The 13,543-nt window shown below is 63.3% G+C and carries 7 protein-coding genes and 1 pseudogene; 4 read left to right on the top strand and 4 right to left on the bottom strand.

The genetic code is table 11. The features are described 5' to 3' along the window. Positions 1-92: 92 nt before the first annotated feature. A complete protein-coding gene (locus BRA1253DRAFT_RS44765; RefSeq protein ID WP_007601894.1) occupies positions 93-1,691 on the bottom strand; it encodes an AAA family ATPase in 1,599 nt (532 codons plus the stop codon). Between the two features lie 342 nt (positions 1,692-2,033). Here BRA1253DRAFT_RS44765 and BRA1253DRAFT_RS34250 point away from each other — a divergent pair, with 342 nt between their 5' ends. After that, positions 2,034-3,239, top strand: a complete 1,206-nt coding sequence (locus BRA1253DRAFT_RS34250) for an integrase core domain-containing protein (RefSeq protein WP_007601895.1) — start codon at positions 2,034-2,036, stop codon at positions 3,237-3,239. Between the two features lie 413 nt (positions 3,240-3,652). Here BRA1253DRAFT_RS34250 and BRA1253DRAFT_RS34255 read toward each other — a convergent pair whose 3' ends face one another. Both BRA1253DRAFT_RS34255 and BRA1253DRAFT_RS34260 read right to left on the bottom strand, forming a co-directional pair. Continuing rightward, positions 3,653-4,081: a heme-binding protein gene (locus tag BRA1253DRAFT_RS34255; RefSeq protein ID WP_007601896.1), complete on the bottom strand. Its 429-nt coding sequence runs from the start codon at positions 4,079-4,081 to the stop codon at positions 3,653-3,655. Beyond that, positions 4,074-7,085 (bottom strand): FAD-binding and (Fe-S)-binding domain-containing protein, encoded by a 3,012-nt coding sequence (locus tag BRA1253DRAFT_RS34260; protein ID WP_051058554.1) that lies wholly within the window; start codon positions 7,083-7,085, stop codon positions 4,074-4,076. The genes BRA1253DRAFT_RS34255 and BRA1253DRAFT_RS34260 overlap by 8 nt, the downstream gene beginning before the upstream one ends. A gap of 230 nt (positions 7,086-7,315) precedes the next feature. On the opposite strand from BRA1253DRAFT_RS34260, the gene BRA1253DRAFT_RS34265 reads away from it, so the two are divergent. The 3 genes and pseudogenes from BRA1253DRAFT_RS34265 to BRA1253DRAFT_RS42385 form a co-directional block, all read left to right on the top strand. After that, positions 7,316-8,515: an alanine--glyoxylate aminotransferase family protein gene (locus BRA1253DRAFT_RS34265; protein WP_007601899.1), complete on the top strand. Its 1,200-nt coding sequence runs from the start codon at positions 7,316-7,318 to the stop codon at positions 8,513-8,515. 44 nt (positions 8,516-8,559) lie between these two features. Beyond that, positions 8,560-9,357, top strand: a complete 798-nt coding sequence (locus BRA1253DRAFT_RS34270; RefSeq protein ID WP_007601901.1) for an enoyl-CoA hydratase/isomerase family protein — start codon at positions 8,560-8,562, stop codon at positions 9,355-9,357. A gap of 90 nt (positions 9,358-9,447) precedes the next feature. Continuing rightward, positions 9,448-9,576, top strand: a pseudogene (locus tag BRA1253DRAFT_RS42385) (GspMb/PilO family protein); the annotation flags it as partial. 32 nt (positions 9,577-9,608) lie between these two features. Here BRA1253DRAFT_RS42385 and BRA1253DRAFT_RS34275 read toward each other — a convergent pair. Further along, a complete protein-coding gene (locus tag BRA1253DRAFT_RS34275) occupies positions 9,609-13,064 on the bottom strand; it encodes an autotransporter domain-containing protein (RefSeq protein ID WP_007601903.1) in 3,456 nt (1,151 codons plus the stop codon). Positions 13,065-13,543 lie beyond the last annotated feature (479 nt).

Consider the following 13,543-nt stretch of genomic DNA (forward strand, 5'->3'; position numbering starts at 1 on the left):
GAGGCTCACTCGATTTACGCTTTTCGCATTCACGCACTTTTAGGGGAAAAAAGTTGCACGCAGGAAGTGCAGCAACTGCCGCCACGCTCCGGTTAGCTAGGTATCAAAGCGTTCAATGTCTTGAATGCCGCCTCAAACCGATCTTTCGCGCCCTTGGGCAACGTCGACGAGAGCTTCCTAGAGTTCTCATTGAAGTATCGAGCCGGGCGATAATGACTGAACGTGCCGTCTTTCAGAGGATGCTCGACGAAATATCTCTCCAGCCGCTGCAAGATGCGCGGCTCCTTTGACTTTAACGCCTTCGCATCAATCTCACCGCTGAGCTGTGCGGAAAATTCGGCATTGACTAGGCCCACGTAAAACTCTGGGCCAAACATATCCTCGATATCGGCCTCTGACGTCTTAGTGAAATGGGCGAAGGTCAGGACATTGGCCTTCCTTAAGAGTTTTTCACGGTACAGCCCTTCAATCTTTTGCTGATCCGCCGATTGGCTATCGATCAGTGTAGCGATGACCATGCGCTTTTGAGCGCCCAGAAGCGCCACGAACGTTGGCACCTTAGCGGCCCCACCGACGGGGGTGATGGTCCAGCGTGGATCGAGACCGGTCCTCTTATCTTCCTGCAGAATGGCCGACATCGCTTGCAGAAAGAGCAAATCAGCTGCGCCCTCGACCACTAGCGAGTACGGTCCCACGAATAACGTTTGATGCAACTCGTATCCGAGAGCGCCTTGGAGCGGGAAAAGGCTATCAGCGCTCGCCGCAAAGACATCCTCCAGAACTCGCGTGCCCTCAGCGCCGCTAACGTCAAACGTCATTCGCAAGTGTTTATTTTGCGACCAGTATTTCAGCACCTGTCGGGTTAGATGATTGCTTGCACCTTCAAGTCTATTTTTCAACTCGATGGTGCTTGCAGGATTGATCAACTCCGGAAGCTTAAGACGCGCAAGTCTAATCAAGCCCAGCAGTGGGTGGTCGGACGGCTTCAGCTGGCTTGGGTTAGCAGCTTCGCGCGCGACAAGGGCTTCGATATTTTCGTGACCCGTCATTTGATAATATTCGTCGAAGTAGAGGTACTTCGGTCTGCGAGACAGGAGGATATGAGTGTAAATATAGCCGCTGATACCGCTTTTCTTCACCTCGGCAAGCACCGCTAAGAGCCTAGTGACCTCCGCCGTTTGCTCCTGTGCCTGCAAGATGGCGCTGAGCCCGTCTGCAGTACGCGGCGCGTCGGTGAGAGCTGCCCCAGCTTGCTCCGAAAGATCGGCCTTACTGATGAGATGCTCAAGGCCATTAGAGGTATCGGCACTGAGCGAGTAGGTCCGTTTGTTATCGTAGCTTTTTTCGAAGGTGATCTCCGGTTTCGTGACGCACGCCTCACCGAACATGTCAGCAATGGCTGCAATCTCGTCGGCATCCAGCGCATAGCAGGCCGTGATTGGTACGGCTGTTCCCCGTTTCCCGGATTCCACCGCGTGCCGATAATCCTCGACGTCCATCCGAGGGTAATCATTTGTGACGTCAAAATTTCCGTCGGCCGGTACGACGGGATTGAGCCTATATAGCGCCTTCAACAGAGCGCTCTTACCAGCTTCATTTTTGCCAACCAGACATGTGATCTCAGAAACAGGAATCCGGCCGGAATCGCGGACACTTTGGAAGTCACGGACGTGAAACCATTTCAGCTGCATGGCGCGAAAATCCCTCGAAAAACCTACTGAGACGCGAGTGGCTCAAAGGTGTCAATCAACGCGCGCATGTCAGGGCTGGGAACGCACAGCTTTTGTAAGGACGAGGGACAGGGACACAAACGAGGACACATCGGTCACATCGTATTGAATTACATCAATTTTTCCTGCTTGTTTCTTCCCCGCGCCGGGGAGGGCAGGGAGAAACTGGCTCCGCGCAGGGCTAAGAGACAGACACCATAAACTCACCAGGGAAATGTCGGGGTGAGCGACCCGAGACATAGGTGACAGTTCGTACCGGACACATGGGTTACACTTTCCGCTTTTGTTCTGCGGGAGGTGTAGATGCCGTGGAAAGCGAGTTCGGTAATGGAAGAGCGCCTTCGCTTTGTCGCCCGGCTGTTGGACGGGGAAGCCATGACGGATGTGTGCCGGGAGTTCGGCATCTCCCGCAAGACCGGCTACAAGATTTTCGATCGTTACAAGGAACACGGGCTCGAGGCGCTGAACGACCGCTCCCGACGGCCGGTTCGCTACGCCAACCAATTGCCGGCCCAGATCGAGACCCTGATTGTCCAGTTCAAGGCCGAGAAGCCGCATTGGGGTGCGCGCAAGATCCGCGAGTTGCTGGTGCGCCGGCTCGATGGCGATGTTCGCGTGCCGGCCAAAAGCACCATTCATGCGGTGCTCGATCGCCACGGCCTGGTCAAACGCGGCGGCGGACCGCGCCACCGTGCGCGCGGCACGCCGCTGTCGCAAGGGACGGCCCCCAATGATCTCTGGTGCGCCGACTTCAAGGGCGAGTTCAAGCTCGGCAATGGCCGCTACTGCTTTCCCTTGACGGTCAGCGATAACGCCTCGCGCTTCCTGTTGCTGAGCGAGGCGCTCGACTCGACGCGCGAAGACCCCGCCATAACCGCCTTCGAGCGCTTGTTCCACGAGCGCGGCCTGCCACTGGCCATTCGCTCCGACAACGGCGTGCCCTTTGCCAGCCCCAACGCCTTGTTCAATCTGTCGAAGCTTTCGGTCTGGTGGCTCCGGCTCGGCATTGCCATTGAGCGCATCAAGCCGGGCCGTCCGCAGCAGAACGGCCGGCACGAGCGCATGCACCTCACCCTCAAAAAGGAAGCGACCCGCCCACCAGGCTTCAACAGCCTGCAGCAGCAGGAACGCTTCGATGCCTTCGTGCACGAATTCAACACCGAGCGGCCCCATGAGGCACTCGGCATGAAGTGCCCCGCCGAGCTCTACACCGCTTCAACGCGCGTCTATGACGGCCTGCCCGAATTGACTTACCCCTTCCACGACCGCGACATTGTCGTCACCGCTTGCGGGCGGCTCTGCCTGCATCGCAAGAAGATCAACATCTCAACCGTGCTGGCCGGTCAGAAGCTCGGCATCAAGGAGGTCGACGAGGGCATTTGGCTCGTCAGCTTCATGCACTACGATCTCGGTTACTTCGATCTGGAGCAGAAAACCTTGCAGCCGCTCGACAACCCGTTCGGCCCGAAGCCCGTCACCGATGTCTCAGTTGCCACCGCAGCGCCCTGAGCGCGACGCGCTCTCGTGCATTCTTGGCATGGCAGGCCCTTTGCTTGCTCCGCTGTCGCGGTCAACCCCCGAAGCCCACAGGGGCGCGGCACGCGCGGGGTTGACGGCGACAGCGCGAGCCAAGCAACAATGGCCAGGCCATGGATGCGTCTCGCCGGAACACAGCAGATCGCTGACCAGCGGCCTCAAACTGGATCGACTTTTGGAGTAAACGACTTTGAAACCCCTCGACAACCCGTTCGGCACGAGGTTGTCACCCATGTCTTAGGTACGACCTGTTACCTATGTCTCCGGTCTGGACAGGGGGGAACGTGGGTAGCCCTCTAGGGACTCGAACCCCCGACAGGCGATCCTACGCGACGCACTCCATAACGTCTTGTGAAGCGCAGGAGCTCTGCGTGCGTGGACGATCACTATCCCGCGTTGGCCTTCAACCCCGCAGCCTGGATGCCCGCCACGGCACACGCCTCGTCATTGTCCGAGGTGTCGCCGGAGACGCCGACGGCGCCGAGCAGCGTCGTGCCGTCCATGATCAGCACGCCGCCGGGGACCGGCACCAGCGCGCCCTTGGCCATGGTGTTCATGGCGTCGATGAAATAGGCCTGCTCCTGCGCGCGCTGGAAGAGAGCGCGCGAGCCCATGCCCAATGCGAGCGCGCCATAGGCCTTGCCGTGCGCGATCTCGGCGCGCATCAGGCTGGTGCCGTCCTGCGCCGCGGCGATCTTGAGCACCCCGCGTGCGTCGAGGATGGTGACGACGAGCGGCTTCAGCTTCAACTCGGTGGATTTCGCGAAGGCGGCGTCGAGGATCTTGCGGGCGGTGTCGAGGGTGAGGTCAGCCACGATTGGTTTCCTTTGCAATGGGAGGGGTTGTGGATTGGGTCTTCGCACGATCGAGGCTCATCGCGAGCACGCGCGCGACGTGAAGCGCCTCGCGCTGGGCGCCGTCGTGGATCTGGTGCCGGCAGGAGGTGCCGTCGGCAACAATCAGCGTCGCCTGATCCGCGCGCCGCACGGCGGGCAATAGCGACAGCTCGGCCATCTCCATCGAGGCATCGTAGGTGTCCGCGCCATAACCGAAGGCGCCGGCCATGCCGCAGCAGCTTGACTCGATGGTCTCGACCTCAAGGCGAGGGATGAGGCGCAGCACCTGCTCGACCGGCTTGAAGGCGCCGAAGGACTTTTGATGGCAATGGCCGTGCACCAGGGCTTTGTCGGCAAGGGGGCCGAGCGGCAGTTTCAGCCGGCCGGCCTCGGCCTCGCGCACCAGGAATTCCTCGAAGGTCAGCGCGTGGGCGCCAACCGCCTTGGCGTCATCGTCCTTGCGCAGCGAGGCGAGCTCGTCGCGCAAGGTCAAAAGGCAGCTTGGCTCAAGCCCGACGATCGGGACGCCGCGCCCGGCAAAGGGCGCGAATGCGGCGACGAGACGATCGAGTTCGGCTCTGGCTTCGTCGACGAGGCCAGCTGACAGGAACGTGCGGCCGCAGCACAGCGGACGGCTGCCGCTCGCGGGCTTCGGCAGATGCACGCGATAGCCGCCGGCTGCGAGCACGCGCAACGCGGCGTCGAGATTTTCGCGCTCATAGATGCGGTTGAAGGTATCGGCGAACAGCACGACCTCGCGGCCAGTCTCCGGCCCGACCGCTTCGGCAGGCGGCGCGAACACGTCGCTGCGGAAGGCGGGCAGCGCCCGCCGCGCGCTGATGCCGGCAAAGCGCTCGAACAGCTTTCGCAGCAGCGGGCTGCGGTTGCGCAAATTTACCAGCGCCGCGAAGCGTGAGGCGAGGCCCGCATAGCGCGGGAGATAGGCGACGAGCCGGTCGCGCAAGGTCAGACCGTGCGAGGCCGCGCGTGCGGCCAGCACCTCGATCTTCATCTTGGCCATGTCGACGCCGGTCGGACATTCGTGGCGGCAGGCCTTGCAGGACACGCAGAGCTTCAACGTCTCCATCATCTCGTCGGAGGAGAGTGCGCCCGCGCCAAGCTGGCCGGAGATTGCGAGGCGCAGCGTGTTGGCGCGGCCTCGCGTCACGTCCTTCTCGTTGCGCGTCGTCCGGTAGGACGGACACATCACGCCGCCCTCGAGCTTGCGGCAGGCGCCGTTGTTGTTGCACATCTCGACCGCGCCTTGGAAACCGCCGCCGGCCCCGGGATAAGCGGACCAGTCGAGTTTTGTCTTGAGCTCAGCGACGCGATAGTCCGGTTTGAAGCGAAACAGCGAGCGGTCGTCCATCCTGGGAGCGTCGACGATCTTGCCGGGATTGAGCACGCCATCGGGATCGAAGCGTTGCTTCACCTCGCGGAAGTCGGCGACGAGGCGCTCGCCGAACATGGTTGCGTGGAATTCGGAGCGCACCAGGCCATCTCCGTGCTCGCCGGAATGCGAGCCCTTGTACTCGCGCACCAGTTCGAAGGCTTCCTCGGCGATGGCCCGCATCGCCTTGACGTCCTTCTCCAGCTTCAAATTCAGCACGGGCCGCACATGCAGGCAGCCTTCGGAGGCGTGAGCATACATGGTGCCGCTGGTGCCGTGCTTGGCAAACACCTCGCCCAGCCGCGCGGTGTAGTCGGCGAGATGCGGCAGCTGCACGGCGCAGTCCTCGACGAAGGAGACGGGCTTTCCTTCCTGCTTCATCGACATCATGACGTTGAGGCCGGCGGCGCGGAAATCGGCGATCCCGCTCTGGAGTGCGGGCTCTGTGATTTCCACCACGCCGCCCCATTTGCGCTTGTCGTTATTCCAGTTGAAGCCGAGATCGCCCATCAGCTCGCCGAGCTGCTTCAGGCGCACGAAATTGTCCGCCTGGTCCTCCTCGGCGAACTCGACCACCAGCACCGCATCCGGATCACCCTTGATCGCGGCGGAGATGATGGGCCGGAACATCGCGATGTCACGGCCGAGCGCGAGCATGGTGCGGTCAACCAGCTCGACCGCGATCGGCTTCAGCTTGACCAGATGCTGAGCCGCATCCATCGCCTCGTAGAAGCTGCCGAAATGGCAGACGCCGAGGGCCTTGTTGCGGATCACGGGCCAGAGCTTCAGCTCGACCTTGGTGGTGAACGCCAGCGTGCCTTCGGAACCCACCAGCAGATGCGCCATGTTGTTGCGGGCGTTGCGCGGCACCAGCGCATCGAGATTGTAGCCGCCGACACGGCGCTGCACTTTTGGAAAGCGCGCGGCGATCTCCCCGGCCTCGCGGGCGCCGAGATCGAGCATGTCGCGGAATAGGGCACGGGCGCTGCCGTTCGCATCGAGATCGGAGAGATCGCGCGACACCTCGCCGTATTGGCTCAGCGTGCCGTCGGCAAGCGCGGCTTCCATCGACAGCGTGTTGTCGCGCATGGTGCCGTAGCGCAGGCTACGCCCGCCGCAGGAATTGTTGCCCGCCATGCCGCCGATGGTGGCGCGCGAGGCCGTGGAGACGTCGACCGGAAACCAGAGGCCATGCTTTTTCAGCTGGCGGTTGAGGTCGTCGAGCACGATGCCGGGCTCGACAACGCAGGTGCGCCCTTCGACGTCGAGCGACAGGATCCGGTTCAGGTGCTTCGAGAGATCGACCACGAGACCGTCATTGACGGTCTGGCCGCATTGCGAGGTGCCGCCGCCGCGCGGGGTCACCTTCAATCCCTCGTCGCGCGCGATCGCCAGCGCCCGCAAGGCCTCGTCCATGATGCGCGGCACCACTACGCCAGTGGGCACGATCTGATAGAAGGACGCGTCCGTGGCGTAGCGGCCCCGGCTGAAAGCGTCGAACAGGACGTCGCCGGTCACTTCCCGGGCCAGACGGGCCGCGATGCCGTCCTTTTTGGCCGATTCCTGTGATTTCCCGGGCACTTCCGCCGCCATGGTCCGCTCTTGCCTGTTCGCCGCCCCCGTCTTGCCTTCGGTCACGGCCCTTGGCAAGGCGAGCCCTGCTTCTTGTGCATTGACGGACCCCGCCGGGCGAGGGACAAGCCCGGCGAATAGTGATATTCGAGCGGCTTGCGCACCCCTTGAGGCCAAAGGGCTCGAAGTCAAGTTGAGCTCAAAGCCAAGACAGACGCAAAAGACAGACTCAAAGACCGGGAAGGACGCCGATGACCGTGCACACTGGAAGGCATTTTCTCCAGATTCCAGGACCGACCAACGTGCCCGACCGGGTGCTGCGGGCCATGGACATGCCGACGCTGGATCACCGCGGTCCGGAGTTCGCAGAGCTCGGTTTCGCCGTCCTCGCCGGCATGCAGCGGGTGTTCCGCACCAAGCAGCCCGTGATCATCTTCCCCTCGTCCGGCACCGGCGCTTGGGAAGCTGCGATGGTCAACGTGCTCGCCCCCGGCGACAAGGTGTTGATGTGCGAGACCGGCCAGTTCGCTGTGCTGTGGCGCGGCATCGCCGACAAGTTCAAGCTCGACGTCGACTTCATCCCGAGCGACTGGCGCCATGGTGCCGATCTCGCCGAGATCGAGAAGCGCCTTGCCGCCGACAAGCAGCACACGATCAAGGCGGTCTGCGTCGTCCACAATGAGACCTCGACCGGCTGCGTGACGCCGCCGCTGGAGGTGCGCAAGCTGCTCGACCGGGTCAAGCATCCGGCGCTGTTGATGGTCGACACCATCTCCGGCCTCGGCTCGATGGAGTACGAGCACGATGCCTGGGGCATCGACGTCTCGGTCGCCGGCTCACAGAAGGGCCTGATGCTGCCGCCGGGCCTCGGCTTCAACGCCGTCTCGGAGAAGGCGCTCGCGGTGGCCAAGGCCAACCCCGGCATGCGCTCCTATTGGGATTGGCAGGAGGTCATCGGCTTCAACAAGCTCGGCACCTTCCCCTATACGCCGGCCACCAATTTGCTCTACGGCCTGCGCGAGGCGATCAAGATGCTGGAAGAGGAGGGGCTCGAGAACGTCTGGACCCGCCACAAGCGCCACAGCGCGGCGACGCGCGCCGCGATCAAGGTCTGGGGCCTGGAGACGCAGTGCGCCGATCCTGCCGCGCATTCGCCGGCGCTGACCGGCGTGCGCGTGCCTGATGGCCATGACGCCGATGCCTTCCGCAAGGTGGTGCTGGAAAACTTCGACATGTCGCTCGGCACTGGCCTGAACAAGCTTAAGGGCAAGGTGTTCCGCATCGGCCATATCGGCCATTTCAACGACCTGATGCTGATGGGGACGCTCGCCGGCGTCGAGATGGGCCTCGATCTTGCAAAGATCCCGCACCGGAGCGGCGGCGTGTTGGCGGCCATGGACGTCCTGAAGGGACGCGACGCGGTGCCGATGACCAAAGCTCAGGTGGCCTGAAGGCCCAGGTTGCCTGAGCCAACTTCGAGAAAAGAGAGCGCGCGATGAACGCACCGACGACCGCCAACGAAGACCTGCTCTACTCCGTCACGGACGGCATCGCGCGGATCACCTTCAACCGCCCGCAGGCGCGCAACGCACTGACCTTCGCCATGTACGAGCGCATGGCGGAGATCTGCCAGGAGATCAACACCGACCGCTCGATCAAGGCGCTGATCCTGACCGGCACTGGCGACAAGGCGTTTGCCTCCGGCACCGACATTTCTCAATTCCGTGCGTTCAAAACCGCGCAGGACGCACTCGACTATGAAGCGAGGATCGACCGCGTGCTCGGCACGCTGGAGCAGTGCCGCGTGCCCGTGATCGCGGCGATCGCGGGGGCATGCACCGGTGGCGGCGCCGGAATTGCGGCCTGCTGCGACCTCCGCATCGGGACTGAAGCGACGCGCATCGGCTTTCCGATCGCCCGCACGCTCGGCAACTGCCTGTCGATGTCGAACATCAGCCGCGTCGTCTCGCTGGTCGGCCCCGCCCGCACCAAGGATCTGATCTTCAAGGCGCGCCTCGTCGAGGCGCCGGAAGCTCTGGCGCTCGGCCTCCTCAACGAGATCGTCTCTGATGTCGAGACGCTGCAGCGCCGCGCCGACGAAACCGCCAGGCTCGTGGCGAGCCACGCCCCGCTGACGCTTGAGGCGACCAAGGAGGCAGTGCGCCGCATCCGCCGCACGCTCTCGCGCGAAGAAGGCGAGGATCTGATCCTTAAGGCCTATATGAGCGAAGATTTCCGCGAGGGAATGGACGCCTTCCTCAACAAGCGCACGCCGAACTGGAAGGGCAAGTAGCGCGCGTCCTCTGCCGATTGCGCCGTGCAACTATTCAATTCAAGTGGTTCCGCCTGTCGGAATCACAATTGCCCGCTTCTCCCTTTATGCGAAGCCGGCATGCCGTTCTTGTTCGTCGACCAGCTGGACGTCCAGGTGCCGCAGACCACGTCGCTGAGTGATGTGGCAACCGGCCGCGTCAGGGTGATCTTGGGCGTCTCCGGCCAATGGCAGGCGGGAAGTAGGGGGCCTCGTCAACTCACGACGTCGGCTCACCAAGCGTATTTGAACACGCCCTTGCCGGCATAGCTGGTGACGTTGCCGGAGAACTCGCCGTCGAAGGTGCCGGCGATCGAGAAGCCGCTCAGCCATTTCATCTCGGCGCTGGCGCTGACCAGCGCGGAGTCGGAGTCGACCCGGGCGCCGTTCACGACGAAGCTGGTGCCCGGCAGGGTCTGGAATAGCGCGGTGACGGCGCGGCCCGGATTGTAATCGTGCGCCCAGGCGGCGCGACCGCGCAGCGTTAGCACGCCGTTCTGCATCGCGTACGATTTGTCGGTGCGCAGGCCGAGCTCGGAGCGGGGGTCAGTCAGCGATTGCGAGGCATAGTTCAACGCGAACAGCCCGCCGCCATTGAGGCTGACTTCGGAGTAGTTGGGCAGGTTGAAGTTCGTCACCTGTGCCGCCGCATAGGGGGTGAGGCCGATCATCTGCGTCGCGAAGCGGTAGCCGCCCTCGAAGCGGGACGAGAAGGTGTCGGCCTTGAAGCGGCCCTGCAGCTGGTCGAAGCCGCCGGGCGCCACGGTGCGGTTGGTGGTAACGTCGTGCCAGCCATAAGCGAGCGCGGCGGAGATATAGGCCGGCCCGAAATTGTGCCGGCCGTAGACGCCGGCCTGGAACAGGTCTGCCGAGCCCGAACCCATCGCGTTGGCGAGCGAGTAGCTCAGTCCACCGCCGCCGAGCGCGAAGCCGACCAGCGTGTCGACCGAAACCCTGTAGTCGGCACCGGCCGCGCCGCCCCAGGCCCGTGCGGTCAGGTCTTGCGAGCCGACCGGCGCATTGCCGCCGACTTGTGCCGAGCCGCCATAGCCGGCAGTCCAGAGGCTCCAGCGGCTGGCCGGCTGCGAGACGAGCAGCGGTGCCTTGGTCGCCATCGCATAAGCCTCGCGCTCGCGCGCGTTGGCCGGGCGCATGGACGCATAGGCGGCCGCGTCGTCGCTCGCGGCGAATTGCGCCACGCTGCCCGCCTTGGCGAAACCGCCCGAGCGGCCGATGACGGTCGGGTCGAGCATCAGATTGAGAAATTGCCCGTCGGCATTGATCGCGGACTGGATAATGCCGGTGCCGAGTTCGCCCGAGGCCGTGGTCAGTCCGGCCGGCGTCAGCGCAGCGAAGGCTGCCGGAATGCCGCCGGTCGAGTTGAAGAAGTTGGTCAGCGTGTTCGCAACGTTTTGCTGGTTGACGGTGAGGCCGCCCCCGCTCGGCGCGAAGTTGACGCCGATGTTGAGGAACACATTGTTGGTGCCGTAGCTCAGCGACGCGTTGATCGTCGGCATGTTGGAGAGGACGGCTGCGTTGAAGGAGGTGCCGCCAAAACCGCCGGTCGCGGACAGGATCGTGTACTGCTTCTTGATCGTGCCCGAGGCGAACATCGCGCTCACCGTCGCGTTGCCGAGCGTGGCCGCGCCGTTGACATTGGCGAGGCTGGCATTGCCGGAGGAGATCTGCACGAGATAGGTCGAGGCCGCCGTGAAGCTGAGGGGGCCGTTGATCGTTAGCAGTGCGAACGAGTTCGTGCTGCTGCCGGGCGCGAGCGTGCCGCCATTGATCGCGACGTTGCCGACGACGCCCTGGCCAGGCAGCGTACCGCCGCCGGCGAGTGTGCCGCCGGCATTGACGGTGATCGGGCTCAGGATCGAGCCGTCCACGACGAGTTTGCCGCCGTTGATCGTGGTGGCGCCGGTATAGGTGTTGGCGCCGGACAGTGCCTGCGTGCCACCGGTCAGCGTGAGGCCGCCACCCGCGCCGCCGTCGTCGATGACGCCCGCAAAATTGCCAATGCCGTTGGTGATCGTCAGTGTGTTGGCCCCGATGTTGACGTTACCGGAGCCCGCCAGCGACTTGATCGAGGTTCCCGTGCTCAGGGCCGAGATGTCGAAGATGCCGTTGGCGATGACATTGCTCGAGCTCGCGATGCTGCCATCGCTGCCGCCGAAATTGATGAGATCGAGCTCGCCGCCGCTCGCGATGGTCGTGGTGCCGGTATAGGTGTTGGTGCCGTAGAGCTGCTGGGTGGCGCCGTTGGCGATCACGACGTTGCCACCGGTGCCGCCCGCAATGCCGCCATCCTGAATGACGCCGCCGAAGAAGCTGCCACTGGTGATTGTCAGTGTCTTCGATCCAAGTGCGACGCTGCCGCCAGCGGTCAAGGAGAACAGAGCGTTCACCGACGTGCCGGAGGTTGTTTGCGAGATGTCGAACGTGCCGCCTGCGCCTGGCGTGAACGTGACGCTCGCCGAGTTCGCGATCGATCCGCCGCCTTTCAGCGCCAACGTCGCGCCGGCATCGATCTGTGTGGCATTGGCGTAAGTGTTCACACCGGAGAGGGTCTGCGTTCCGCCAGCGACGTCAAATCCACCGGTGGTGCCCTGGATCACGCCCGCGAACTCGGTCGAGCCGTTGGTGATGAACAGCCCGTTGCCGCCCATGTTGACGACGCCGCTCGAGCTGCCGGCGAGTGTCGTGATCGCGGCGGATGACGGGGTCACTGCCGAGATATCGAACGTCGCGTTCACCGTGACGATGCTGGAGCTCGCGATGCTGCCGAAGCCGGAGATCGCAAGCGTCCCCGCCGAGATCGTCGTCGCGCCGGTGTAGCTGTTGAGGCCGGTCAGCGTCATCGTGCCGGTGCCGACCTTGGTCAGTCCGCCGCCGATGCCGGAGATCACGCCGTCGACCTGGGTCGAGGTGTTGAGGCTGCCTGTGGTGAGGGTCTTGGCGCCAAGCACGTAATTGCCGGCGCCTTCGATCGAGCCCGCGGTCATCCCGCCGCTGGTCAGGCCGGAAATATCGACCGTGCCACCGGCATTGTTAACGAAACGCGCGCTGCCGCCCGTGCTGGAGCCGTCGAAGTTCACCGTTCCGTCGTTGGTGATGGTCGAAGTGGCGGCGGTCGTGGTGTTGTGGAAGTTCAGCGTCGCCGAAGTGAGGTTGTTGATCGTGGTGCTGCCGGCCGAAGCGCTGGTGAAGAAATCGATCTGGCCGCCGGCGTCGTTCGTGATGATGACGGCTCCAGCCCCGACGCCGCCGCGCGCGGTACTGCTGTTCTGGAACACCAGACTGTTGCCGGAGGTGACTTCGAAATTCTGCGTCGTCCCGGAATTGTTGACAATGCCTGCCGCGTTGACGGTGAACGGCTTGCCAATCGTGATGGAGTAGGCCTGGGCGATGCTCGTGAACTGGACCGTGCCAATGACAACGACACCGTTATTGTTGTCGACCGCTGTGCTTCCGGTGTTGGTGAACGTTGCGGTCCCGTCCGGCACGACCGGGTTGGATGACCAGTTCGTGCCATTCGTCCAGTCGCTGCTGCCGCCGGCCCAGGTGCCGTCGACGGCTCGCGCGGCGACCACGCCGAGCGCAGTGGTCGCCAGCAGGGTCGCCAAGGAGTGGCGCACGACGGATCGCAGCCCGTATCCGATCCGCCCACCTGCCATCGGTTCGGCCATCTAATCTTCTCAAATCAGCAATGAAATTATCGCGAGCATGCAACCCGGGCACGTACTGATGCCCCTATACCCTGCGACATGATCTCATGGCGCCGCAACAGCCTGCAATGAACGGCTATCCATTCGCGCCGGGTTCTGGCCTGTTCCGCTTTGCATTTTCAGCCATCGTGGCCATTAGGCAACATATCCATGTCGCTCGCCATGCGCTCACGCGGGGGAAGCTGCCGGTGAAGCGGTGCGCCATATCCGCCGCCCGCGGTCGCGCGCGAGGATGGCGAGGACCTGATCCTCGAGGCCCCTATAAGCGAAGATTTCCGCGTGGGAATGGACGCCTTCCTCAACTAGCGCACGCTGAACTGGAAGGGCAAGTAGCGAATCTCGGGCTTGGCTTCATCAGTCGAAAGTCAGTGACAGCGGATGCCTGTGTGCTTGAACTCGCCCGCATTAGTCCGCACAATGCATCGATAAATTCCTGGCAA

This window comes from Bradyrhizobium sp. WSM1253 (assembly GCF_000244935.1).
Taxonomy (GTDB): domain Bacteria; phylum Pseudomonadota; class Alphaproteobacteria; order Rhizobiales; family Xanthobacteraceae; genus Bradyrhizobium; species Bradyrhizobium canariense.